The organism is Pseudolactococcus reticulitermitis (assembly GCF_002260845.1).
GTDB lineage: Bacteria > Bacillota > Bacilli > Lactobacillales > Streptococcaceae > Pseudolactococcus > Pseudolactococcus reticulitermitis.
This window is the reverse complement of the sequence record NZ_BEDT01000001.1, coordinates 549,908-575,410: the sequence shown is the minus strand read 5'-3', so window position 1 is coordinate 575,410 and position 25,503 is coordinate 549,908. Positions and strand designations below refer to the sequence as shown.

Annotated in this window: 25 protein-coding genes and 1 riboswitch; of the genes, 21 read left to right on the top strand and 4 right to left on the bottom strand. The window is 40.1% G+C overall.

Features of this window, described 5'->3' with window-relative positions; genetic code table 11:
• Positions 1-57: 57 nt before the first annotated feature.
• Positions 58-984, bottom strand: a complete 927-nt coding sequence (gene cysK / locus RsY01_RS02740) for a cysteine synthase A (RefSeq protein ID WP_094784026.1) — start codon at positions 982-984, stop codon at positions 58-60.
• A 103-nt stretch (positions 985-1,087) separates the two neighbouring features.
• On the opposite strand from cysK, the gene RsY01_RS02735 reads away from it, so the two are divergent.
• The 4 genes from RsY01_RS02735 (at position 1,088) to RsY01_RS02720 (ending at position 3,609) form a co-directional block, all read left to right on the top strand.
• Positions 1,088-2,086, top strand: a complete 999-nt coding sequence (locus RsY01_RS02735; protein WP_094784025.1) for a 4-hydroxy-3-methylbut-2-enyl diphosphate reductase — start codon at positions 1,088-1,090, stop codon at positions 2,084-2,086.
• A gap of 143 nt (positions 2,087-2,229) precedes the next feature.
• Positions 2,230-2,826, top strand: coding sequence for an ATP-dependent Clp protease proteolytic subunit (locus RsY01_RS02730; protein ID WP_061775221.1), 597 nt, complete (start codon positions 2,230-2,232; stop codon positions 2,824-2,826).
• A gap of 86 nt (positions 2,827-2,912) precedes the next feature.
• Complete coding sequence (locus RsY01_RS02725; RefSeq protein ID WP_094784024.1) at positions 2,913-3,290, top strand: hypothetical protein; 378 nt, start codon at positions 2,913-2,915, stop codon at positions 3,288-3,290.
• A complete protein-coding gene (locus tag RsY01_RS02720; RefSeq protein ID WP_094784023.1) occupies positions 3,271-3,609 on the top strand; it encodes a DUF2129 domain-containing protein in 339 nt (112 codons plus the stop codon). Before RsY01_RS02725 ends, RsY01_RS02720 begins: the two co-directional genes overlap by 20 nt.
• Positions 3,610-3,612: 3 nt before the next feature.
• Here RsY01_RS02720 and RsY01_RS02715 read toward each other — a convergent pair whose 3' ends face one another.
• Positions 3,613-4,134: a DsbA family protein gene (locus RsY01_RS02715; RefSeq protein ID WP_094784022.1), complete on the bottom strand. Its 522-nt coding sequence runs from the start codon at positions 4,132-4,134 to the stop codon at positions 3,613-3,615.
• Between the two features lie 189 nt (positions 4,135-4,323).
• A complete protein-coding gene (locus tag RsY01_RS02710; protein WP_094784021.1) occupies positions 4,324-4,914 on the bottom strand; it encodes a CYTH domain-containing protein in 591 nt (196 codons plus the stop codon).
• Between the two features lie 153 nt (positions 4,915-5,067).
• On the opposite strand from RsY01_RS02710, the gene yjbM reads away from it, so the two are divergent.
• The 8 genes from yjbM to RsY01_RS02670 all read left to right on the top strand — a co-directional run bounded on the left by yjbM (position 5,068) and on the right by RsY01_RS02670 (position 14,057).
• Entirely contained in the window at positions 5,068-5,745 is a 678-nt protein-coding gene (gene yjbM / locus RsY01_RS02705) for a GTP diphosphokinase (RefSeq protein ID WP_094784020.1), read from the top strand.
• The gene (locus RsY01_RS02700) at positions 5,726-6,544 is read left to right on the top strand and encodes an NAD kinase (protein ID WP_094784232.1); all 819 of its coding nucleotides are present in this window, start codon (positions 5,726-5,728) and stop codon (positions 6,542-6,544) included. Before yjbM ends, RsY01_RS02700 begins: the two co-directional genes overlap by 20 nt.
• Complete coding sequence (locus tag RsY01_RS02695) at positions 6,541-7,443, top strand: RluA family pseudouridine synthase (RefSeq protein ID WP_094784019.1); 903 nt, start codon at positions 6,541-6,543, stop codon at positions 7,441-7,443. Before RsY01_RS02700 ends, RsY01_RS02695 begins: the two co-directional genes overlap by 4 nt.
• Before the next feature lie 284 nt (positions 7,444-7,727).
• On the top strand, positions 7,728-8,942 hold the full coding sequence (locus RsY01_RS02690; RefSeq protein ID WP_094784018.1) for an MFS transporter: 1,215 nt from the start codon (positions 7,728-7,730) through the stop codon (positions 8,940-8,942).
• A 48-nt stretch (positions 8,943-8,990) separates the two neighbouring features.
• Positions 8,991-9,935: an orotidine-5'-phosphate decarboxylase gene (gene pyrF / locus RsY01_RS02685; RefSeq protein ID WP_094784017.1), complete on the top strand. Its 945-nt coding sequence runs from the start codon at positions 8,991-8,993 to the stop codon at positions 9,933-9,935.
• Between the two features lie 224 nt (positions 9,936-10,159).
• A riboswitch (M-box (ykoK) riboswitch) is annotated at positions 10,160-10,319 on the top strand.
• Positions 10,320-10,469: 150 nt separating this feature from the next.
• A complete protein-coding gene (gene mgtE, locus RsY01_RS02680) occupies positions 10,470-11,831 on the top strand; it encodes a magnesium transporter (RefSeq protein WP_094784016.1) in 1,362 nt (453 codons plus the stop codon).
• A 206-nt stretch (positions 11,832-12,037) separates the two neighbouring features.
• A complete protein-coding gene (locus RsY01_RS02675) occupies positions 12,038-12,895 on the top strand; it encodes a helix-turn-helix domain-containing protein (RefSeq protein ID WP_094784015.1) in 858 nt (285 codons plus the stop codon).
• Positions 12,896-13,700: 805 nt separating this feature from the next.
• Complete coding sequence (locus tag RsY01_RS02670) at positions 13,701-14,057, top strand: leucocin A/sakacin P family class II bacteriocin (RefSeq protein ID WP_094784014.1); 357 nt, start codon at positions 13,701-13,703, stop codon at positions 14,055-14,057.
• Between the two features lie 747 nt (positions 14,058-14,804).
• Here the strand turns inward: RsY01_RS02670 and RsY01_RS02665 are convergent.
• Positions 14,805-15,332, bottom strand: a complete 528-nt coding sequence (locus tag RsY01_RS02665; protein WP_094784013.1) for an FKBP-type peptidyl-prolyl cis-trans isomerase — start codon at positions 15,330-15,332, stop codon at positions 14,805-14,807.
• A gap of 128 nt (positions 15,333-15,460) precedes the next feature.
• Between RsY01_RS02665 and RsY01_RS02660 the strand changes: the two genes are divergently transcribed.
• The 9 genes from RsY01_RS02660 to RsY01_RS02620 all read left to right on the top strand — a co-directional run bounded on the left by RsY01_RS02660 (position 15,461) and on the right by RsY01_RS02620 (position 25,503).
• Entirely contained in the window at positions 15,461-16,096 is a 636-nt protein-coding gene (locus RsY01_RS02660) for an amino acid ABC transporter permease (RefSeq protein WP_094784012.1), read from the top strand.
• Between the two features lie 8 nt (positions 16,097-16,104).
• Positions 16,105-16,740, top strand: coding sequence for an amino acid ABC transporter ATP-binding protein (locus RsY01_RS02655; RefSeq protein ID WP_094784011.1), 636 nt, complete (start codon positions 16,105-16,107; stop codon positions 16,738-16,740).
• A 38-nt stretch (positions 16,741-16,778) separates the two neighbouring features.
• Positions 16,779-17,597, top strand: coding sequence for an amino acid ABC transporter substrate-binding protein (locus RsY01_RS02650; protein WP_094784010.1), 819 nt, complete (start codon positions 16,779-16,781; stop codon positions 17,595-17,597).
• A gap of 353 nt (positions 17,598-17,950) precedes the next feature.
• Complete coding sequence (locus tag RsY01_RS02645; RefSeq protein WP_094784009.1) at positions 17,951-19,525, top strand: 2-isopropylmalate synthase; 1,575 nt, start codon at positions 17,951-17,953, stop codon at positions 19,523-19,525.
• A gap of 31 nt (positions 19,526-19,556) precedes the next feature.
• Positions 19,557-20,594 (top strand): 3-isopropylmalate dehydrogenase, encoded by a 1,038-nt coding sequence (gene leuB, locus RsY01_RS02640; protein ID WP_094784008.1) that lies wholly within the window; start codon positions 19,557-19,559, stop codon positions 20,592-20,594.
• Complete coding sequence (locus RsY01_RS02635; RefSeq protein WP_094784231.1) at positions 20,594-20,863, top strand: DUF1294 domain-containing protein; 270 nt, start codon at positions 20,594-20,596, stop codon at positions 20,861-20,863. Before leuB ends, RsY01_RS02635 begins: the two co-directional genes overlap by 1 nt.
• A gap of 25 nt (positions 20,864-20,888) precedes the next feature.
• Positions 20,889-22,262 (top strand): 3-isopropylmalate dehydratase large subunit, encoded by a 1,374-nt coding sequence (gene leuC, locus RsY01_RS02630; RefSeq protein WP_094784007.1) that lies wholly within the window; start codon positions 20,889-20,891, stop codon positions 22,260-22,262.
• Positions 22,262-22,852: a 3-isopropylmalate dehydratase small subunit gene (leuD, locus tag RsY01_RS02625; RefSeq protein ID WP_094784006.1), complete on the top strand. Its 591-nt coding sequence runs from the start codon at positions 22,262-22,264 to the stop codon at positions 22,850-22,852. Before leuC ends, leuD begins: the two co-directional genes overlap by 1 nt.
• A 386-nt stretch (positions 22,853-23,238) precedes the next feature.
• The gene (locus tag RsY01_RS02620) at positions 23,239-25,503 is read left to right on the top strand and encodes a glycosyltransferase family 2 protein (RefSeq protein ID WP_202971652.1); all 2,265 of its coding nucleotides are present in this window, start codon (positions 23,239-23,241) and stop codon (positions 25,501-25,503) included.

Below are 25,503 nucleotides of genomic sequence, written 5' to 3'. Positions count from 1 at the left end.
TAGACAAACAAAAAAACGCCAAATAAGGCGTTTTTTGATTAGGAAAGATTGCAGAGTTTATTCCCCAAAATCATAAAGGAAAGTAGACAGATAACGTTCGCCGTTATCAGGTGCGACAGCGAGGACTTTTTTACCTTTACCGAGTTTTTTGGCGACTTGTTTGGCTGCGTAAACAGCAGCTCCACCAGAAATACCAAGGAGGAACCCTTCTTGACCACCGATGGCACGACCCGTTGCGATGGCATCATCAGAGGTCACGCGGATAATCTCATCATAAGATTTCGTATCAAGTGTACCGGGAATAAAGCCCGGTGAGATGCCTTGGATTTTATGTGGACCAGGTTTTTCACCAGAGAAAACCGCGGATTCATCAGCTTCTACAACATAGATTCCGATAGTCGGATTAGCTTTTTTGAGGACATGTGATACACCAGACACCGTGCCGCCAGTGCCAGCACCTGCCACAAAGGCATCTAAACCATGTTCGCCAAAGGCGGCGATAATTTCAGGCCCCGTTGTTTCTTCATGAATGCGTGGATTGGCTGGATTTTCAAATTGCAGCGGTAAAAAGTAGCCATTGTCTTCAGCTAGTTCTTTGGCTTTAGCAATGGCAGCACCCATGCCGCCAGCAGCGGGGGTCAAGACGAGCTCTGCGCCGTAAGCCTGAATGAGGCGACGACGTTCGATAGAGAAGGTTTCAGGGAGGACGATGATGACTTTATAGCCAAGTGCCGCACCAACGAATGCCAGCCCAATCCCAGTATTCCCAGAAGTCGGTTCAACAATAGTACCGCCGGGTTTGAGCGAGCCGTCAGCTTCGGCGGCACGAATCATGTTCAGGGCAATACGGTCCTTGACAGAGCCACCAGGGTTAAAGGCTTCTAGCTTGACGTAAACATCAGCCGAGTCTTCGTCAACATGACGCAATTTGACGATGGGTGTCCCGCCAATCAAATCTGTAATATTGTCGTAAATTTTTGACATATCCGTGTCCTCCAAAATGTTAGTAAATAGTTTATAATACTATTATACAGCTTAAAAAAATTTTCGGCTTATCAAAAAACGAAAACGGGTATAAAAAAAATTTATGAAGATCAAACATATCACGCCGATGGGCTATTGTTATGGTGTTATTGACGCTATGGTTATCGCCAAGAATGTCGCCAAGAGTCCAGATTTACCGCGCCCTATTTATATTCTAGGGATGATTGTGCATAACCACCATGTCACGGAAAGTTTTGAAAAAATTGGGGTGCAGACGATAGACGGCGAAAATCGCCTAGCGATTTTAGAAACTATTGACCATGGGACAGTGATTTTTACAGCGCATGGTATTTCAGACGCCGTGAGACAGCGAGCCGCTGAAAAAGGCTTAACGGTAGTTGATGCCAGTTGTCCGGATGTTTTGATTACGCATGAAATCGTCAGGGAACGTTTGGCAGATGGCTATGAAATCATCTATATCGGCAAGAAAGGCCACCCAGAACCAGAAGGCGTGCTGGGCATTGACCCAGACCGTATCCATCTCTTGTCTAACTTACAAGATTTAGAGGCGCTTGAGCTGACTGGCAAAATTTTCATGACCAATCAGACGACCATGAGCATGTGGGATGTGTCAGATATTATGGCAGCGGTGCATGAGAAATTTCCGCAAGTCGTCGAGCATAGCGATATTTGTCAAGCCACGTCTGAGCGCCAAGAAGCTGTCGCTGAGCAAGCAGTTGGCTGTGATTTGACAATCGTCGTTGGCGATCCGCGCTCAAATAACACCAACCGTTTAGCAGAAGTGTCCCGCAATCAGGCGGGTGTACCAGCTCATCGGGTGGCAGATGTTTCCGAAATCAAACCAGAATGGTTGACTGAGTTGTCAGAGGAGGCGACAGTCGCCGTGACTGCAGGTGCCTCGACACCAACTGCGATTGTGCGTGAAGTCATGGAGTATTTGAAACAATTTGATGGTCAGACAGCGCAAAGTCAGGTCACTTATGAAGACATCATCCCACGTGGCGCTGTCCGTGATTTGACTAAAAAGCGGGAGAATCGGTTGGCAAAATTGCGGGAGCAGGCATTTGAGGGGGATGACTGACTTTGTTTCAGAAAAATAGTCTGACTTTTGCTATAATTAGAAGCAGTAAAGCGCAGATAAAGTTTTGTGGTCTAAATCTTTGACCATTTTTGACCAATGCGCTATAATAGGAGTTACAAAAAGAAAATAAAGGAGTTACTCACATGGCACTCATTCCTACAGTCATTGAACAATCAAGCCGCGGTGAACGCGCGTATGATATTTACTCACGTCTTTTGAAAGACAGAATCATTATGCTGACAGGTGAAGTTGAAGATAATATGGCCAATGCCGTCATTGCCCAACTTTTATTCTTAGATGCCCAAGATTCAACAAAAGATATTTATCTCTATATCAATTCACCAGGTGGCTCAGTTTCTGCTGGTCTTGCCATTGTCGATACCATGAATTTCATCAAATCGGATGTTCAGACCATTGTCATGGGTGTTGCGGCATCTATGGGCACGATTATTGCGTCTTCAGGAGCCAAAGGGAAACGTTTCATGCTGCCAAATGCTGAATATTTGATTCACCAACCAATGGGCGGTACTGGTGGTGGTACGCAACAAACAGATATGCAAATTGTTGCAGACCACTTGTCAAGAACGCGTAAAACATTGGAAAAAATCTTGGCAGATAACTCTGGTCAAACGGTCAATAAAGTCCATAAAGATGCCGAACGTGACCGTTGGATGTCAGCAGAAGAAACCTTAGAATATGGCTTCATTGATGAAATCATGAACCGTAATGACTTGAAATAAGCAACTCTGACAGAAGCCTGAGCTTAATCGCTTAGGCTTTTTTTGAGGGTTGGTCAGAAGCTTTAATTTTTGATATAATAGACCTAATGTTGATAATTGATGAAAAAATAATAGAATTAGATGACTTGGCAGATAGGGTGGCAGCTACGTTCATGAAGTTGGATGTGGTAGCTGATTTTAAGGCACGAAAACTGGCCTTTGAATCCGACGCTGACCTACAGCAAAAATTACAGACCTTAGAAGAAAACAGAGCCTACATCACCTATCGACCCGAAATTCGTGCTTTGCAGCAGGAAATCTTAATGACTGACACCATTTACCAGCTGAAATTAGCGGAAAATGATGTGCAGACGAGGCTTTCGGAGTTGGCTAAAGCCATTTCTAACGTGGTTTCTGATGCAATCGTTGTCGACGAAAATCTTCCCCTAAAGAAAGGCGGTCACCATGGTAGACATCACCACTGAGTTTGAAAAAAAGGCAATTCCGCCACTCGAGATTGTGGGGCGGACGGCGATTTATGTGTATTATAGCAGTTATAAATATGTGCGCCAATTGAGCCGGTTTGGCGATCTGGGTTATAGCAGTAAGAAAGTGCGTTATGCGCTATTATATGTGGATACGGCGACGCTTGAGACGCTTGTGCCTAAACTTATGGCTTTGCATTTTGTTAAGGCGGTCAAGGTTTCAGAATTTGATCATCTGAATCGGGATTTTTCAAGTGCTTTCCAAGAGACTGTCCAAGCAGCTAAAAATCAAGAAAATCAAAAAGCAGTTGAACTTTAAAATTCAGCTGCTTTTTTGATTGAGATAGGCAAAGATTTGACTCTGCGGGAGATGCTCAATTTTAACGGCATCATCTTCAAAGTAAATGAAAGTTGTCGGTAAAGTACTTAGTTTTTCTGAATGAAAATCACGTTGACTACGAACTAAGCTAGCTCTAGCAAAGGGGAACTGTTTAACAAAGTCAGAGACTTTGAAGTTGAGCTGGTGTAAGATGTTGCAGAGGACTTGATTGTTATAATCAAGTGGCGTTTTTCTTACCATTTCAGCTTGAAGTACTAAGAGGAAGCGGCGTCCTGTTTGACGTCCTGCAAAACTGACAGTCATAAAGTCAAGGGTAGCCTTATAAACTCGGTCAAGGACGGCGTTGTAGGTGGCCACATCCTTGGTCAGTTGGTAAGCATCTCGAATGTCTCTGATGGCGGTTGGCGTCACGACGGGGTTTAAAAACCAATCATGCTCGCCAGTTTCGAAATGGTTGAAGCTATCATTAAAAAGTGTAAAGTAGTGTTGGATTTCACTCGTCATGATTATACCTGAGTTTCTGAATAGTCTGGCATCTGAAAAAAATTTTCCGATGTTTCTTAATACTATTCTACCAAAATATTGGTTGAGACTAAAGTAATTTGCTACGGAAAATGTGACTGAAAACGATTACTTCATTGGTATTAAAGGGTTTTGGGAAGAATGGGTATATTTTTATGTTATTTTAAAAAATTAAGGCATCTTGCCGATAGACTCTAAAAATCTAACGACTTTACTGCGGGCATAACGGTATTCAATCTGATTATCTTTCAAGAAATGATTGAAATGCTTTTCCCCGCTTGGGGCATCGGCCACTTCTAATTCCAGTTCATAGTCTACTTTGCCTGAATACTCATTTTTATCCAGTGCCATGAGCCCGATAGTCGTTTCATATTCACGACGGGTTGTGGTTAGAGAACCTAAAACAGAAATCGCAGCGAGGTCAATTGCATAGCCTTTTAAAAGCTCAAGAATGCTTTGAATATTGATGCCATTTTGCGGGAGTTTTTTCAGGTCTAAAATGGCATAGGCTTCTTCAGACGTCAAGGCAATATTATGTTCTAAATTCCCCACTTTTTGTGGGATTTTGAGTGTCATTTCGGCATCATCATCAAATGTGCGAATGCGCAGGGACAGTTTATTCCCTCGGAGTTGCAGGTCAGGCGTATCAAAGTAATGATTGGTCTGGCGGACTGGTGTAATGTGGCTAAACCGTTTACTCAGCTGATCAAATTCAGACAGGCTGAGCAAGGTTTTGTATTCAATCTCAAGATTGGTTTGCATAGAAAATCCTCTTTTTTTATGGTAGAATAGGTTGTAATTATTGATTTTATTGTACTGAAAAAAAGGAGAGATAGCAAATTTTTACCGCTAGGGAGACTTAGAGCTAGTAGTCTTTAAGCTGTGACTTGTAAAAATGCGCGATCTAGACCACATATGACAGATAAATTTAACTGGGAAGCTTTTCTCGATCCCTATATTCAAGCGGTCGGTGAACTCAAAATCAAGCTGCGCGGTGCGCGTAAACAATATCAAAAGCAAAATCGTCATTCGCCGATTGAATTTGTGACGGGGCGTGTGAAACCTGCTGAATCCATCAAAAACAAGGCACGCTTGCGTGGGTTTACACCTGAAAATATCACAGAAATGCAAGATATTGCAGGTGTGCGCGTGATGGTGCAGTTTGTGGAAGATGTAGAAGAAGTGTTAAACTTGCTCCGTCAGCGCAAGGATTTTAAAATCGTTCAGGAACGGGATTATATCAACCATCAAAAGGAATCTGGCTATCGCAGTTACCATGTGATTATCGAGTATCCAGTTGAAATGGTTGATGGCAGAAAAAATATTTTGGCAGAAATTCAAATTCGGACCTTGGCCATGAATTTTTGGGCGACGATTGAACACTCGCTCAATTACAAATATCAAGGCGCTTTTCCTGAGGAGCTGCGCAACCGTTTGGCTGTGACGGCGAAAATTGCCTATGCCTTGGATGAAGAAATGAGTACCATTCGCGAAGAAATTCAGGAAGCACAGCTTTTGTTTAATCCATCACGGCATAAAGTTGATGATGGTGTAGAAAATCGGGATGATTTTGATGAAGAACACAACTGGTAAAAAGATTTGGATCGTTAAAAATACCTATAAAAAAACGCAAATGATTGCGACAGAATTGGAAAAATTGTGTTTGGCGGCAGGCTTTATTTTTGATGAAAAAAATCCCGAAATTATCATTTCAGTCGGTGGCGATGGGACTTTATTAGCTGCGCTCCATTACTATGAAGCGCAGTTAGATACAGTGAGATTTATCGGGGTTCACACAGGCCATCTGGGTTTTTATGCAGATTTTCAAGAGCATGAGTTGACGCAAGTCGTTGAAGCCATTCAAAACGAGAAACCTGAAGAAGCTTTTAAATATCAACTCTTGAAAGTGCAAATCCATTTTACAGATGGTCGCCTCAAGACGCATCTCGCCTTAAATGAGTCGGTCATTAAACGGGTATCAAAAACGCTGGTCGCAGATGTCAAGATTTCAGACTTTCTATTTGAAAAATTCCGTGGCGACGGTCTGTCAGTTTCGACACCAACTGGCTCAACGGCCTATAATAAATCAATTGGTGGTGCTGTCATGCACCCGCGTGTCCATGCCTTTCAAGTGACGGAGGTTGCTTCACTGAATAATTTGGTCTACCGAACACTTGGCGCGCCCATGATTATCGCTGAAAAAGATACCGTCACCATTGAGCTGGAAAATGCTGATGACTATTTATTAACGGTGGATCAGCTAGAGTATTTTTATGATCAAATCGCTTCTGTGACCTATAGTCTGGACGGCGGAGAGATTTCCTTTGTTAATGGGGGGCATACTGGCTTTTGGCACCGCGTCAAAAATTCATTCATTGGTGAAGTCAAATGAGATTTGACTTTTTAGTGGCTGCCAATCAAAACGGTATCCTACTCAAAACATTTCTCAAGCAACATGGCATTTCAAAGCATCTACTGGCTAAAATCAAATTTGCTGGCGGGGATTTGCAGGTCAATGGTGTCAAACAAAACGCCATTTATCATGTCTCTGAGGGAGATAAGGTCACTATTCATATCCCATCGGAAACAGCGACAGTGACCTTGAAACAGCAAGAAATGCCCTTAACCATTGTTTATGAAGATGACCATTTTCTCGTGTTGGATAAGCCAGCAGGGATTGCCAGTGTTACGGGCGTCAATTATCCAGATAGCACCATGAGTAATTATGTGGCAGGTTATTTAAAAGCACAAGGCTATGACAATCAAAAAGTCCATGTCGTCACGCGACTAGATAAAGATACGTCAGGCCTTATGCTTTTTGCGAAACATGGTTACGCTCATAGTGTATTGGATAAAATGTTGCAGCAAAAAGGGGTGACCAAGCGATATTTTGCCTTGGTTCACACCTCCAATCAGCTTGACCAATCGGCTGATATTCAAGTACCGATTGGTCGGAAGGATGGCTCGATTATTGAACGGGCAGTGGTCGATAGCGAGCATCCAACGGCTAAATTTGCCCATACGTCTTATGAGATTATCCAGTCACAGGCGCATTTTACCCTGGTGGATATTCAGCTCCATACGGGTCGGACGCATCAGATTAGGGTTCATTTTTCACATTTGGGCGCGCCGCTATTGGGAGATGATTTGTATGGTGGCAAGCGGGATAAGATTGCACGCCAAGCCTTGCATTGTCATTTTCTGAGTTTTAGACATCCATTTACAGATGAGGAACTTTGCTTAGCGTCTCCCTTGCCTCAGGATATGCAGGTGCTACTGGATAAGGTGTGACAGATAAGCGTTGATAAAATGATATTAAATAAAAGGATTTCTCATGATGAGAGGTCCTTTTTAAGTTTTGAAGATTATTGGTAGCAATACCTTTGAATTTAAAATATGACAAATGACGGTCTTTATGGCAGGAAGCGCTTGCTAATAGATGGAAAGTGTTATATAATCAGATTGTTACGTGTGTGCTAAGTATGTCGTCTATCTCATTTAAAGCCATTTATTTTTGAATTTGTCATAAAAACTATCATATGCGTTAAAGTTATTGTATCTGAAGGAAATACAAAATGTCTAAAAATCTAAAGATACTGTTTCTCTCTCGCATTTTTAGCGAATTTGCAAGAGCGATGTATCCAGTGGTACTGCCATTATTTATCTTGAAACTGACGAATTCGCTTGCTATTTCAGGACTATTTTTTACGTGTGCCATGCTGCCACAGATGTTTTTGATGCCAGTTATTGGCGTGTGGATTGAAAAGCAGTCAAAGAAAAAAGTCGCTATGTTTAGTTTATTAGGCTTACTCATACTAACAGCGCTAGAATTTTTGATTTTGCTATTGGGCTTTAGACCATTCATCGTGATTGGGATGATTTCAGCCTTGATGAGCTTACTTGCAGTAACAGTTGAGCTTGCCACTAAGGTTTTATTTACAGAAATTGTGCCCAAAAATCAACTTGAAAAATACAATGGTCTTAAATCTGTTTGGGACAACATTGCTACTTTCGGTGCCCCCATGTTATCAACTGTCATTTATGGTTTTTTTGGTTTCAAATTTGTCGCCCTACTATGCGCCATGATGTATTTAATTGCCAGTTTTGTTCTGTCACAAATGAGTTATCAGGTCAATAGTGATAAAGAGGTAAACGATGCTGTTGGCTTTATTGGCAATTTTAAAGAAGGCTTGCGATTTGTCAAGGCACACAAAGGCGTTCGGAATTTTTACCTTTTGGCATCTGCCTTGAATTTTTTTGTGGCGAATCAAGAAGAAGTCATTTTTCCAGGAATTGTGATTCAAAAATATCATATTTCATCACAATTTTTCGGTTTACTTTTAGTTATTTATACGCTAGGAGTTATTTTGTCAGGAGTCTATTTAGCCAAAAAATCTGAAAGCAATTCACGACATTTTCTCTCAAAATTATTTATTGTTAATTCGAGCGTGATGGTCGTCATGGGTTTGTTGTCGGTTGTTTTTCAAGGTCAAGCAAGATTTCTTTTCTTTTCCCTGTTTTTAGCACTAGAATTTGTCATCGGTTTTATCACGATACTCATCAACGTTCCGATGACTTCTTATTTTCAAAGTGTGGTACCTGTAGGTTATCAAGGTCGTGTTTTTGCACTTTTGAGTTTTATTTCTGGATTTTCTGTTCCGCTTGGTGTGACCTATTCTGGTTTTCTAGCCTCAAAAATAGGTGCTGACTGGGCTTATATTATGAATAATGTCTGTGTGATTTTAATCGTATTAGTTATTTTTAGTAGAAGTGATGTCAATGGAGATTAAAAAATATAGGATTTAAAGTAAAATTCAAGAAATGAAAGAGGAGAAATCATGTTTGCAGATAAGTATATGGAACGAGTGATTAGAACAAAATCACATCTTTGTGTTGGGTTAGACCCTATCTTGGACAAGTTTCCAAGTGTCCTTCTGGAAAGAGCAGAAAAAATGTATGGTAAAACGCCCGAAGGTGCTGGCTATGCTATTTTTGAATTTAATAAACTGATCATAGATACTATTGCTGATAAAGTCCCAGTAGTAAAACCACAACTGGCTTATTATGAAAAATATGATCATTTTGGCGTGGCAGCTTTTTGGCAAACAGTAGAATATGCCCAAAAACGAGGGTTGCTTGTCATTGCGGATGCTAAAAGAGGGGATATAGGCACGACATCACAAGCATATGCGGAGGCCTTCTATAAAAGTACTGAGGATGAATGGATGTCATCTGTAGCGGTAGATGCTGTGACTGTAAATCCTTATTTGGGAAGTGATGGGTTAGATCCATTTGTTGATTTAAGTAGTGGTAATGATAAAGGAACTATTATTTTAGTCAAAACAAGTAATCCTTCTTCAGGAGAACTTCAGGATCAAATTATTGAAAATAATGGGAAGTGTATTTCAGAATTAGTTTGTGATTATATTAATAGCTGCTCAAATCCGATTGGCAAATACGGCTTTTCAGATGTTGGCGCAGTTATTGGTGCGACATACGCGAAAGACTTGGCTAGATTCAGAGAAATATTGCCCAATAGTTTATTTTTAGTACCCGGAATTGGCTATCAAGGAGGTGATATTAAATTATTGGAGGCAGCATTTAACGAAAAAGGATTGGGTGCCATTATCTCATGTACTAGAGCTATTAATTATGCCTACCAAACCGTCGGTGTGAGTGAAGAAGAAGCGAAAGATAGTATTTTAAAAGCAGTTGATAGCTTTAATCAGTCAATCAATTCAGTATTGATTGGAGCTGGTAAATATTTTATTGATGAGTTGTGATAAAACTTCAGAACTTGTTGCTAATGGTTATTTTTCGGTTCAAAAAAATTATCATGTATAGAATCAGAAAACATATTTTACTTCAGTAAAAAATTTTTCTCATCATAAATATCTAGCCAAGCAGAATAGAAAATGATACAATAAAGTGGTAACAAGTGTAGTAGAATAAGACAATAAGGGACTACCAATTTTCAGAGTATAGTCAAATATGCTTTGTTTCAAATAAAAATCATTGTTAGATGTAGCTCCTATACTGGAAATATGGTACAGCCTCGAAATGTCTAGAGACGCTAATCTGGTTAAATAGATGTGCTCGTGAAGGGCAATGTAGCTAGAAGTTTTCTTACGTTGTATAGTGCTAAAGTTCAACGATAGGTGTGTGTACAAAAGATGAAAATCTGTAAATCAACTTATGGTGATGTACGGATTTTTTGATGGATAAATGATGAATGAACCCACTTGGCAGGAGCGAAAGCGGATGTCAAGTTTCAAGACTTCAAGAAATGAAATCGCAGAAAGGAGTTTTTCAGACAAATGAACAATGAAGATGTAATAACACAAGATGTTTTCGAAAATTTGCAGGAACTCCTAAATCATAATGAGATTCGAGCGTTTCGAGAAGCTTTTTTGGATCACCATATCTATGATCAAACGCAGTTTTATCTTGATTTTACAGATGATGAGCGTTTAGAACTCTACAGCATCTTATCCCCTCAAGAATTATCAGAGATTTTTGAGAATATTGATTTTGATGCGGTTGATATTAAGCCTTATCTTCAGGAAATTGCGCCTGAGTACTTGTCAGCTATGTTTGATGAGATGTCGTCAGATAATGCTGCGGACATCTTAACGAATCTGAACAAACGTGAACGCAGAGCTATCTTTTCACAGATGGCGCCTGAAAATGTGACGGAGATTCGTAACCTCATGCATTATGATGAGGAAACAGCCGGCTCTTTGATGACAACAGAATTTGTCGCGGTCGTCGCCAATCAAACCGTCAGCTCAGCCATGACAGTCATCAAAGCGACAGCCGAAGATGCCGAAACGATTTACTATGTCTATGTCTTGGACAATGACAAGCAACTTCTGGGCGTGATTTCCTTGCGAAGTCTCTTGATTTCTCATGATGACACGCTGATTTCAGATATTGTCAATGAACACATCATCAAGGTGGATGTTGATGAACCGCAGGAGCGGGTTGCCCGTTACTTTCGGGACTATGACTTGTTGGCGCTGCCAGTTGTGAGTCATGATAATATCATGCTGGGAATTGTGACGGTCGATGACATCATTGACGTTATCGACGACGAAGCGCAAAGTGACTACTCAGGTTTGGCCGGCGTTAATACTGACAATGTCAATCAAAACCCGATTCAGTCTGCGGCAAAACGCCTGCCTTGGCTGGTCGCCCTCCTCTTTTTGGGAATGGGAACGGCGAGTTTGATTGACCATTTTGACGGTTTGGTCAGCAAGGCTTCCGTCCTGGCGATTTTTATCAGTCTGATTACCGGAACAGCCGGTAATGCTGGTACGCAATCTCTTGCGGTCTCAGTCCGCAGAATTTCAATCAATGATGATGCCAATCGCTCATTTTTTGGCTTGATTTTGGCGGAAATAGCGACGGGTCTTGTGACAGGTGCCGTGACTGGCTTGACAATCTTTATCGTCGTCAGTCTCTGGAAAGGTAACATGATGCTTGGTCTTGCAGTTGGTGTCGCCATGTTTTGTGCCATTACGGTGGCAAATCTGGCAGGTTCTTTGATTCCGGTTGCTATGGATCGCTTAGGCTTTGACCCTGCTGTTGCCTCAGGTCCATTTATTTCAACCATGTCAGATTTGACTAGCGTCTTTATCTACTTTTCTATCGCTGGGATTTTTATTCATTTCTTCTGACGAAAGATTCGTGTGGCATTGTTTATCTTTTATGATTAAAATACTTTAAAGAACACTGAGATGAACTTTCTTTCAGTGTTTTTTTATATCGTTAAAACATAATTGATAACAAGCTATAAAAACAGTATAATTTAAAGGGGGAAATGTTTTTAATCGTTATTTTATTTGATTTTACACACTGTTGAACTTATAGAGGTAGGGAAAAGATGTCAAAAAAAGTGGTAGAAACACAAGAAATTGGCGCATATTATAAGCAAGTTCGAGAAGAACGAGGCTATACGCTCTCTGATGTTGCAATGTCTAGTAGTTATCTTGATAAATCGCAGTTATCTCGTTTTGAAAGTGGGGAAAGTATGCTTTCAGCTGACAGATTTTTAGCAGCGATAAATGGGCTTAATATGACCGCAAGTGAATTTGTTGCTTTGATGTCAATAGAGCCAAGTCAATATTGTGTATTTAATAAAAAGATAAGAGCATATGTCATGGTAGGCGACATAGAGGGCTTAAAAGCTTTGATAAAGCCAAAGGCTAGATTGAAAATGGAAAAAATCTTCAATATCCTAGCTAAATCAGCCATACTTGATATATCTCAGGAGAATTTGATAACAACTGCTGAGAAAAAATTTCTCGAAAAATATTTATTAAGCATACCGCAATGGACATTTTTCGAAGTCAAAATTTTGGGTAGATGTTTAGAGATTTTAGATGATGACGAAATTTATGATCTAGGACAAGATATGTTAGCAAGTCAGGAATTATCTCAAATCATTGCTTTCAATGGAAAAATTGTAAAAAAAACAGCGATAAATCTCTATGTTTATCTGATTTTTAAAGGCTATTACAGACGAGCTGAGCGAATTGAAAAAGAAATTAATAATCTATTAACAGAATGGGATATAGAGGAAAAAATTTCGCTACATATTTTTAAGAAATTTTCGCAATATAAAAAAGAAAAAAACTCTGAGCTTTTGAAAGAAGTTCAGAGTGATATTGACATGTTGAAAAAATTAGGTGCAACTGGCATGGCTAATCGATTTGCCATGGAGATTGAAAAATATTGCTAATTAATTCGTAATAAGCAACTTACTAGAGAAATATGATACACTAAGAAAAATGTAGCATAGTTTTCTCGTTCTTTCTCTTTAAAATATTAGAGCGAAGTTGTGAATTCGCAACACTTGGAACTAAAGTGTTGCAGATTCACAACTTTTTAAATTTAATGTTTTTGGTATGATAAAATTGATTTTGTAAGTTAGTTCGAACGACTTATATGGGGAACAAGAAAAATTTTTCTAACTAGCTAGTTTTTGTTTCTAATCTATTGCAGTAAGTGAGAGCTTATGAGTGGCATTTTATTTAATTATCAGAAAAGGAAAGACAAACTATATTAAAAGTTAAGAATAAAGTAAGATTTCAAGCGATACAAATGTTAGGTGTTGGTTGATTAAGTTGTTCTAAATGTTCTTTCAAGGCTTTGAATCCTTGCTTTGAATCCTTGACACGAGTTAACGAGTTGGAAGTGTCAGGTTATAATCTCACCACGTTCTCCCAAGATAGCTAAGTCATGTTTGTTTTAGCGACGTCAATCCCAACGTAAAGTGTCATAATGATAGTCTCCATATCTATTTTGATTGTGTAGCTGTTGTTAGACTCACTCGCTTTTTGTCTTGTATTCTTATTCGATATAAAACGTCTGAGCGTTATCAAACTGATTACCAATTTAACAAAAAGCTGTAGTTAGAGTCTTTCCAAAATCGTCTAGGCGATTAGAGGTAAGTACTAATCTACAGCATACATTCCAAGTTTAGAACTTGGGCTTTGGCAGTAGCTAACTGCACTAATATGAATATAAGAAGGTATTATTCGTTTATGGAAACTCAAAATTTAAAGTATTCTAAGTTTATTTACTTAGCTGTAGCTCTTGTTATGACGTTGGGGATTTTTCTTTACACAGGAACAGATGTACATGCCGATGATGTTATCTCCAACGAAACTCAAGTACAAATAACATTAACAGACATTGAAGAAGAAAACGCTGTTCAATATGATAGCAACTATTTTATTCAATCAAGAAGAGTCATTCCTGGTGGGAATGGTTTAAATTGCGATAAAAATCATTGTTGGGTCAATTGGGGACAGACTGCTACTGCTATTGGTCATAACTTAGTTAATGGCATTGCAGGTGGAATTGGCGGAATAGCTAATCCTGGTGGGTATAGAGGATAAAAGACTATGTACACAAATTTACCGATTGGACCTAAAGATGCTATACTGGCTATTTGTCTTTTCATCATATTGGGGCTCACTGTATTTTGCAAATGGACTTGGTGGGAATGCTGTATTTCTTTATGCGTTGTGTGCCTAGCATATTTTGCAGGTAGTATGAAACAGGTTAAAAGGTTGGAATAATATTTAAGGATATCTTTAAAAACTAGCTCTGGTTGGTGGTTTGATTATAACTTCTTCTCTCGTACTGTAACGCACTACGGAAGACAGTATAACGGAAAAAATATCACGGGGAAAACACCTGTTAGCAAAGCAGTTATTCTGCTAATAATCATTTCGATAACTGTTTTTATATCCAGACATATCAACTATCCATCAGATTTTTGGAAGATTGTATTTTTGATAGTCGTCATATTTTATAGAAGCTTTTACCGTAGATAAGGTTGTTGATAGCATAAACAAAAAAAGAGGATAATCCAGTTTCTGCATCCTCTGATTTTAAAGCTCTATCACCATTGTTTGGCAGGGATTTGTTTAGGAGTAGCTTTAATGCGAATAGTTGATAAATTAAAAACTTCAGAAATTATTGTCATCCCAACTACTAAAAAAGAAATCAGTTTTATTGAAAGAAAATCAGGTCATAAAATGTTACCTACTTGTTGAAAATAAGTGATGCGGACAAAAAATCTCCTAGCAATTCAATCTTGCTAGGAGATTTTTAAATTTTGTTTTGAACGACGTCAATCCTTATTTTTTAGAAATAATTTCAACGACGAATTCGAGTGGGCCTGATGCTTCAGCTGTTGGTGCTTGATTACCATAAGCCATGTCTGCTGGGATTGTCAATTTGTAGACGCCGCCTACTTTTTTACCAGCTAAACCTTTTGTCCAACCAGAAATAACGCCTGATAATGGGAATTCAATCGGTGCTAAAGCTGCATCTTTTGATTTTTTAGTTGAGTCAAAAATCACACCTTTAGCATTCCAACCTGTGTAGTTGGCTTTGATTGTGTCTGTCTCAGCGACAACGTCACCTGTGCCAGCTTTGAGCTCTTCAACTTTGAGCTCTTTTACTTTCGCTGCGTCAAATTTTTTCGCTTTGGCAAGTTTAGTAAAGACTTGCATCTCGTTTTTAGTTTGACCGGCAGCTTGGCTAGTAGCTGGAGTTGTAGACTCTTTGCTAGGTTTGTTTGCGATAAAGACCAATCCAATCGTGATAACTGCAAAAGCAGCAACCATGAGAATTAGCCATAGAGAATTATTTTTAGTTTTCATAGTTTCTATTCTATCATAATCCAACTTGTTTTTCTAAAAAAAAGACCTATTTTGAGGATAAATCAGAAACTCTGTCACAATTTTCAGAAATCATGCTATAATTGAATATATTACACAATGGAGAGAATATGTCTTACGTTATAGAAATTTTACCCCAATTATTAGATGGTCTGAAATTGACAGTCCTCGTCTTTATTTTAACGCTCATTTTAGCCATTCCCCTCGGCATGGTTATGGCGTTCTTGCTACGGATTCCGGTTGTCAAATGGTTCGTCAACCTCTATGTTTGGATCATGCGCGGCACGCCACTCTTGGTACAGCTGATTATCATTTTTTATGCCCTCCCCATGGTTGGCCCAACCTTGCCACGCTTTCCAGCAGCCTTGCTGGCTTTCACATTGAATTATGCGGCTTATTTTGCCGAAATCTTCCGAGGCGGGATTAAGGCCGTGCCCAATGGTCAATTGGAAGCAGCAAAGGTGTTAAAACTCAGCAAGTGGCAGACGATTCGTTATATTCAAATGCCACAAGTGATGAAAATTGTTTTGCCGTCAGTCTTTAATGAAATCATCACGCTTGTTAAAGATTCTTCCTTGATTTATGTGGTTGGACTGGGCGACTTATTGCGGGCAGGCAAAATTGCCATGAGCCGTGATGTCTCATTAGTGCCAATCATGATGGCTGCTTTGATTTATTTGATTTTCATTGGTATCTTGACCATTCTATCGAAGAAAATTGAACAAGGTTTTGATTACTATAAATAGGAGATCAGATGCTAGAATTAAAAAATATTACCAAAAAATTTGGCGACAAAGTGATTTTTGATGGCTTTGATTTGACCATCACGAGTGGCGAAGTGGTTGCGATTGCGGGTCCCTCAGGTGGTGGCAAGACAACGCTACTCAGAATGCTGGCAGGGTTAGAAACGATTGATGCGGGGCAAGTCATTTTTGATGGTGAAACTGTCGCATTAGATGCTTTGATTACACGTAATCTACTGGGCTTTGTCTTCCAAGATTTCCAGCTTTTTCCTCATATGACGGTGCTTGAAAATCTGGTGCTTTCACCCATGAAAACGATGTCAATCTCCAGAGAGGTTGCGATTGCCAAAGCTGAAGAATTGTTGACCAATTTGGCAGTCATCGAGCAAAAAAATGCCTATCCTTTTAGTTTATCAGGTGGGCAAAAACAGCGGGTTGCCTTGGCGCGCGCCATGATGATTGACCCTAAAATCATTGGCTATGATGAGCCGACCTCAGCCCTTGATCCAGCCTTGCGTGATCAAGTGGCTAATCTCATTTTGGAAAATAAAAAATTGGGGATGACACAAATCGTTGTCACCCACGATATGGATTTTGCTGAAAAAATCGCTGATACCATTATCAAGGTCAATGCTAAAGTAGACTGATAGGTGTTGAGCTAAACAAACAAATAGGAGAAATACAAATGCAACTGAAAAAGTTTTTAGGAATAGTAGCTGTTTTAACAACCTTTGTGACATTGGCAGCCTGTGGTAAAAAAGAAGCTAAGGATAGTTGGGCTGAGATTAAAGATAAAAAAGAAGTCGTTATCGGCTTTGACAACACCTTTGTACCCATGGGCTTCAAGGATAAAGAAGGCAAAAATGTCGGCTTTGATATTGACCTCGCTGACGCTGTTTTCAAAAAGTACGGGGTTAAAGTGACAATGCAACCGATTGATTGGGACATGAAAGAAACTGAATTAGAAAACGGGTCGATTGATCTGATTTGGAATGGTTATTCGGTGACGACAGAACGTGAGAAAAAGGTGCTGTTTACCAATCCTTACATGAAAAATGAGCAAGTGCTCGTGACTAAAAAATCAAGTAAAATTGATAAGGTTGCGGAGATGAAAAATAAAGCCTTGGGGGCTCAAACGGGTTCTTCTGGCTATGACGCCTTTACCAAACAGCCTAAAATTCTCATGGATATTGTCAAAGACAATGATGCGACTTTATATGATGATTTCGACTCAGCGCTACTTGATTTGAAAGCTGATCGCATTGATGGTTTGCTGATTGACAATGTTTATGCTGATTATTATCTGACTAAAAATGGTGAGATTAAGGATTACAATATTCTCAAAACGGGTTATAGCTCAGAAAATTTTGCAGTTGGTGCCCGCAAATCAGATAAAAAATTGGTTGACAACATCAACAAAGCTTTTAAAGCACTCCATGCAGACGGAGAATTCCAAAAAATCTCTGAAAAATGGTTCTCTGAAGATGTTTACCCAGGGAAATAAAAATGTTTGACACAAAGAACTTCTATTTTATGTCTAAATAGAAGTTCTTTTTATTACTATTATTTTCACGAAATGATATATAAATTGTCTAACAATTCGAAATTTTTCCGCTTTTTTCTTGACAAAGTCAACATGAAACGGTAAACTAGAATAAAATAAGAAAGGGTCTACGGTTGATTGAATGAAAACGACAAACACAAACTTGCGATTGTTGGTGAAGGGCACACGCTAAGAGGTTTCTCTTATTGTTGTGTCCTGTTTGGCGTTCATTCATCAAGTGGGACAGGTTCAGCGTCTTGCTTAATAAGTGAGACGCTTTTCTTTTATAAAAAATATCAAAATTGGAGAATACTATGCGTAAAATTGAATTTCTAGACACCAGTCTTCGTGATGGTGAACAAACACCCGGCGTTAATTTTTCGATCAAAGAAAAAGTGGCGATTGCTAAACAATTAGAAAAATGGGGCATCTCAGCGATTGAAGCAGGGTTTCCAGCTGCTAGCCCTGATTCATTTGAAGCGGTTAAAGAGATCGCGAATACCTTGACCAAAACGGCAGTCACTGGACTGGCGCGTGCTGTCAAATCAGATATTGATGCAGCTTTTGACGCCTTGAAAAATGCCAAATATCCACAAATCCACGTCTTTATTGCAACCAGTCCTGTGCATATGCAGTACAAGCTAAAAAAAACACCAGATGAAGTCATTGCTTCAATTACGGAACATGTCACCTATGCTAGAAGTCTGGTTGAGATTGTTGAATTTTCACCAGAAGATGCGACGCGGACAGAAAAAGACTTCCTGCTCAAAGCGGTTCAAACAGCGGTGGACGCGGGCGCAACCTACATCAATATCCCAGATACAGTCGGCTACACCACACCGACTGAATACTATGAGACTTTCAAATTTTTGATTGATAATGTGACATCTGACCGTGACATCGTCTTCAGTCCCCATTGCCATGATGACCTTGGGATGGCGACAGCCAATACGTTAGCGGCGATTAAAGCTGGTGCGGGACGTGTCGAAGGGACGGTCAATGGTATCGGCGAACGGGCGGGCAATGTGGCACTTGAAGAAGTCGCGGTTGCGCTTAAAATTCGTGAGATTTATTACCAAGCGACATCAGATATTGTCCTCAATGAAACCTTTGCAACATCTGAGCTTGTCTCACGTTTCTCAGGCATTCCAGTCCCTAAAAATAAGGCAGTTATTGGTGGCAACGCCTTTGCTCATGAATCCGGCATTCATCAAGATGGCGTCCTTAAAAATCCTGAAACCTATGAAATTATCACACCTGAACTAGTCGGCGTTAAGAAAAATTCACTACCGCTCGGTAAACTTTCAGGTCGTCATGCTTTTATTACGAAACTCCAAGAACTTGGCTTTGATGAGGTAACAGATGCTGAGATGAAGGAACTCTTCTCTAAATTCAAGGTGCTGGCTGATAAGAAAAACGAGATTACAGATGCAGATATTCGCGCCTTAGTCGCTGGGACAACGGTTGAAAATCCAGAAGGCTTTCAGTTTGATAACCTTGCGATTAGATCTAATGACGATGGTACACAGACGGTGACCATCAGCTTGAGAAATGAAGGTCAAGAAATCATCGAAACGACTGCCAATGGTAGTGGATCGGTAGAAGCAATTTTTAACGCCATTGACCAATTCTTCAATCAATCTGTGAAACTAGACAGTTACAACATTATTGCCGTGACGGAAGGGATTGATGCGCAGGCAGAAGTCCATGTGACCGTTGAAAATAATGACACCGGCACAATCTTCAATGCCAGTGGTCTTGATTTTGACGTTTTACGTGCCAGTGCGATTGCTTATGCCAATGCTAATACTTTGGTGCAACGTGAAAATGCGGGCATTATTACCAAGAAAATTTCTGAAAAGGCTAATCCAGAGGATCCAGAGGATTAAGTAGATTGCCAGGAATAGAAAGAATGAAAAAATGACAAAGAAAATTGTAACCTTAGCAGGTGATGGGATTGGGCCAGAAATCATGGCAGCGGGTCTTGAGGTTTTAGCAGCTGTTGCACCTAAAATTAAGTTTGACTATACAGTCGAAGCCAAGCATTTTGGTGGTGCAGCCATTGATGCTGCGGGTCATCCGCTACCAGAAAAAACTTTGACCGCAGCAAAAGCAGCAGATGCCATACTTCTCGCAGCCATTGGCGGTCCGCAGTACAACGATGCGGCTATTCGACCAGAGCAGGGCTTGCTCGCCTTGCGTCAAGAACTGGGGCTGTTTGCCAATATCCGACCGGTGCAAATTTTTGAGGCGCTTAAACATCTATCGCCCTTGAAACCTGAAATTATTGAGGGTGTCGACTTTGTCGTCGTCCGTGAATTGACGGGCGGGATCTACTTTGGTGAGCATACCTTGAAAGAACGCAGTGCGCGTGATGTCAATGACTATAGCTATGAAGAAATTGAGCGGATTATCAAAATCGCTTTTGAGATGGCGCGTGGTCGCGGTAAGAAAGTGACCTCGGTCGATAAGCAAAACGTGCTTGCGACCTCTAAACTCTGGCGTATCGTCGCTGATGATGTCGCAAAAAGTTACCCAGATGTTATTTTGGAGCATGCCCTCGTCGATAGTCTCGCCATGAAGATGATTACCAATCCGAGTGACTTTGACGTCATCGTCACCGAAAATCTCTTTGGCGACATTCTGTCGGATGAATCCAGTGTGCTGCCGGGAACTTTAGGTGTGATGCCATCTGCCTCTCATTCGGACAATGGTCCTAGCCTTTATGAACCAATCCACGGCTCAGCGCCTGACATTGCAGGGTTAGGCATTGCCAACCCCATCTCGATGATTTTGTCCGTTGCCATGATGTTGCGGGAAAGCTTTAACGAAACAGCAGGGGCTCAGTACATTGAAAATGCGGTCAATAAAACTCTGTTAGAGGGTGTGTTGACCAAAGATTTGGGAGGGACAGCGAGTTTGTCAGAGATGACAGCAGCGATTATTGCTAATTTATGATGACAAAAATCTTACTTGGATCATTGATCCTCTGGAATTTAGTGGTTTTCGGTCTCTATGCCGAAGACAAACGTCGTGCCCAGCGTGGGCTCTGGCGGATTAGTGAAAAGACTTTATTGCTTTTGGCGTTTTGTTTTGGCGGGATTGGTGCGATTGTTTCAGCACATATTTGCCACCATAAAACAAGGAAATGGTATTTTCAAATCGTTTGGTGGCTGGGCCTTATAGTGGATGTTCTGGTTATCATATTTAGATTAAAAAACAAATGATATTGCGTTAGGATAAGGAGTAGATATGGGACAAACAATATTTGATAAGCTTTGGGAGCGCCATGTGATTACGGGCGAAGTGGGTGAACCACAGCTCCTTTATGTAGATTTTCATATGATTCATGAGGTGACCAGCCCGCAAGCCTTTCAAGGGTTACGCGAAGCTGGGCGCAAGGTACGTCGGCCAGATTTAACGTTTGGCACAACTGATCATAATGTGCCAACGGTTGACATTTTCAATATCTCAGATTTGATTTCTAAAAATCAGATTGATACGCTGGCGCGCAATGTTCAAGAATTTGGCATTGATGCCGCGACACATGGCTCAGACCGTCAAGGGATTGTGCATATGGTGGGGCCTGAGACAGGCAATGCGCAGCCTGGTAAGGTCATCGTTTGTGGGGATTCACATACGGCAACCAACGGCGCATTCGGTGCGATTGCTTTCGGGATTGGGACGAGTGAAGTTGAGCATGTTTTTGCGACACAGACTTTATGGCAAGTCAAACCCAAGCAAATGAAGGTCGAGTTTGTTGGTAAACCTGCCAACGGTGTTTACTCGAAAGACTTTATTTTAGCGCTGATTGCCAAATATGGTGTTGATGCAGGGGTGGGCTATGCCGTCGAATTTACAGGGGAAGCGATTGCGGCGCTTGAGATGGAAGAACGCATGACGATTTGTAACATGGCCATTGAATTTGGCTCGAAAATGGGGCTGATGAATCCTGACCAAAAAACTTATGATTATGTGACTGGTCGTGAATTTGCACCGAAAGACATGGCAGCAGCGATTGCAGACTGGCAGACTTTACCGTCTGATGAGAACGCAGTTTATGATAAAATCATCACGATTGATGTCTCAAAACTTGCACCGATGGTCACTTGGGGGACTAACCCAGAAATGGGGATTGAATTTACAGAAACTTTCCCAGAAATCAAAGATTTCAATGATGAACGTGCCTATCAATACATGGCATTAACACCAGGTGGCAAGCCAAGTGATATTGATTTAGGATATGTTTTTATCGGGTCTTGTACCAATGCCCGTCTCAGCGATTTACAGCTGGCGGCTGAGATTGTCAAGGGGCATAAAATTTCTGACAAACTGACGGCGATTGTCGTGCCGGGCAGTCGTCCTGTTAAAAAAGCAGCCGAAACGCTTGGTTTGGATAAAATTTTCACCGATGCAGGATTTGAATGGCGCGAGCCAGGTTGTTCTATGTGTTTGGGCATGAATCCTGACCATGTACCTGAGGGGGTTCACTGTGCCTCAACGTCAAATCGTAATTTTGAGGGGCGTCAAGGCTATGGTGCAAGGACACACCTTTGTAGTCCAGCCATGGCGGCATTGGCGGCCATCAATGGCAAATTTGTAGATGCACGGGAGGTGCTGGCTTAATGGAAAAATTTACTGTTTATACAGGCACCACCGTGCCCTTGATGAATGATAATATCGATACGGATCAAATCATCCCCAAACAGTTTTTGAAGGCAACGGATAAAACAGGCTTTGGCAAAAATATGTTTTTTGAATGGCGTTATCTGAGTGATGGAGAGGCTGAAAATCCTGACTTTGTCCTCAATCATCCAGAATATCGACAGGCAACGATTTTGATTTCAGGGGATAATTTTGGCTCTGGATCATCTCGTGAACACGCAGCTTGGGCGATTAAAGATTATGGTTTTCGTGCTGTTATTGCAGGCTCATTTTCAGATATTCACTATAATAATGAGCTGAAAAACGGGATTTTACCGATTGTGCAGCCTTTAGAGACTCGTGAAATTCTAGCAGGTTTATCGCCGGATGAAATGATTGAAATTGATTTACCCAATCAAGTCATCAAAACCTCAAAAGGTGAGTTTATGTTTGAGATTGATGCAGAATGGAAACGCAAGCTTGTTAATGGACTTGATGATATCGGGATTACTTTGCAGTATGAGGAATTGATTACAGCTTATGAAAAACAACGACCAAGATATTGGCAATAAATAAAATAAGCTCTTTTGACTACAGGAAGTAGTTAGAAGCGCTTTTTTTGTAAGAAAAAACCCGTAAAAATCATGATTTTTACGGGTTTGATACTTTTATTTTTGACATAGAAACCACAATACTTTTAATAAAATGAAAAAAATGTTTGTTTTATTGACACATTTGTGATACACTTGTTTTTAAACAACTTGTACGTACAAGTTGTTTAAAAACTGTCGTTAAAAAGGAGGGGGATTTTTTGGAATAAATGTGTTGTTTTTAGCTTTATGAAATTCACGATAGGTCGTGTTAGCGATTTGAAAATACTAACTGAGTAGTTGGTATTAGTTAAAGAATGTTGTCATATTCGATTGAATAATTGAATTTTTTATAGGGAGTAATGCAAGTGACAGTTAGAAAAAGACAATTTGGGACAGAAAAAGATTTATTTGCTCTGCCCGTTAGACACATGAAAGAAAACAATCGAAAATTGAGTATCAATCGTATTTTTATCGTGGTTACGCTGCTTTTTTGGGTATGTTATGTTTCCTCAACAGTCTATAAACAGATGATTGAAGTGACGCCAAATTTCAGATCTGCTGTTGAAACGATTCTCTATATTGTAATCGTTACCCTCCTTGATTTTTCTGCCTTGATGTATTTAATTGAAAGAGAAGGGGCTTTGAAAAGGTTTGAGCAGCATACGAGAGTGCCACGTCAAAATATGGAAGCTCATTTTTCAAAAAGACAACCTAAAATGATGGTGCTAGTGCCTTCTTATGATGAAGAGATTAAAGTCATTCGTCAAACCTTATTATCGGCTGTGCTTCAAGAATATCCAGATATTCATATTGTGCTTTTACTTGATGATAAACCAAAATCTGGTCATCAAGAAGCGATAGACAAGTTAGAAAGCACGAAAGCGGCTGTCTTAGATATTAGCAAACGTTTTGAAGGACCAAGTCAACGGTTTAAGCAGTCATTGCGGTCGTTTGAAAATAAGAAAAAGAGCAAAAAGAAGTCTCAAGTTGACCATGGCTTTGAAGCGACTCAAAAATTAGTGCAGGAATATGAGTGGGCTGCTGACTGGTTAATGGCGCTTGCAAATTCTGAAAAGGCAGCTGATCATGTCGATCATTTTTTTGTTGATAAAGTGATAAAAGCTTTAGCAGATAATTTGTATTTGACGTCAAGTGCCATTAATAAGGCGATTTCAGAAGAAGCTGCAATGAGCTATGAACGGATTCATCAATTGCATTGCCGTTTAATTTGGATTTTTACGTTTAACATCAGTTTTTTTCAAAGAAAAGACTATCTGTCGCTTTCTCATGAAGCCAATAAGGCGATGAATCTCAATTCCTACATCAATTTAATGGGTGGGAAATATAAGGTTGAAAAAATAGCAAATAATAAAGTTTTATTACCTGTTCAAGAAAATGAATCTTTTGGTTTAGAAGTACCAGATAGTGAGTATATTTTAACGCTTGATGCGGATTCGATTTTATTGATGGAGTATTGTTTGCGGTTGGTCTATTTAATGGATCAAAAGCAAAATGAGCAAATAGCGGTGACACAAACACCTTATTCTTCTTTCCGTGGTTCGCCAACGCGAATCGAAAGAATTACCGGTTCAACGACAGATATCCAACATTTACTGCATCAAGGTAGCACACATTTTGAAGCCACTTTTTGGGTAGGTGCTAATGCTGTGATTCGCAAGAAAGCATTAGAAGAAATTGCTGAAGTCGATGACATTCATGGCTTTGTTTTCCAACGCTTTATCCAAGATAGAACAGTTATTGAGGATACGGAGTCAAGTATTGACTTGCGTCGAAAAGGGTGGCGTTTATATAATTATCCGGAAAGACTAAGTTATAGCGCAACACCACCAGATTTTGGGTCTTTAGTGATTCAAAGGGGGCGTTGGGCCAATGGTGGCTTGCTGATTTTACCTAAATTACTATCCGCTAGAAAACAACTGAAACGAGAAGGTAAGCCGATGAGACGCTTGGAATTTTTGATCCGAGTGAACTATATGTGTTCCGTGGCCTGGGCAAGTTTTGGCCTACTCTTTCTATTAATTTATCCCTTTGACTCAAAATTACTGAGTCTCTTTATTCTCCTTTCTGCGATTCCTTATTTTATGGCAATGGCGAGTGATTTGAAGTATTTGCGCTATAAGCGGTTAGATGTTTTCGGTATCTATGGCTTTAATTTACTCTTATTACCCGTTAACTTGGCAGGCGTCTTTAAATCAATCCAGCAAGGTTTGACGAATAAAAAAATTCCCTTTGCTAGAACACCAAAAGTTGATAATAGAACCTCTGTACATGGTTGGTATGTTTTTGCGCCAATTGCGATTATTGTTTATTCAGTGTTGACCTGTTTGACATCTTATCAGGATGGCAATTGGCCGAATGCACTCTTTGCAGGATTTAATACGGTTGCCGCTTTGTGGGCAACGATATCTTATATCGGACTGATGAATATGGTCAAAGATATTTTAAATAATTTCTTGAATTGGCTTTTGGTTGAAGAAAAAAGTGAAAAGATAGAAAATGCAACAGAACAAAGTGAAGAAATTGATTGGCGTTCAATCCTATATTATGGTGAAAAAGAAGAGAAGTTGTCACTTCGTGTAGCAATCGAGCATCATAAGGCACATGATTGA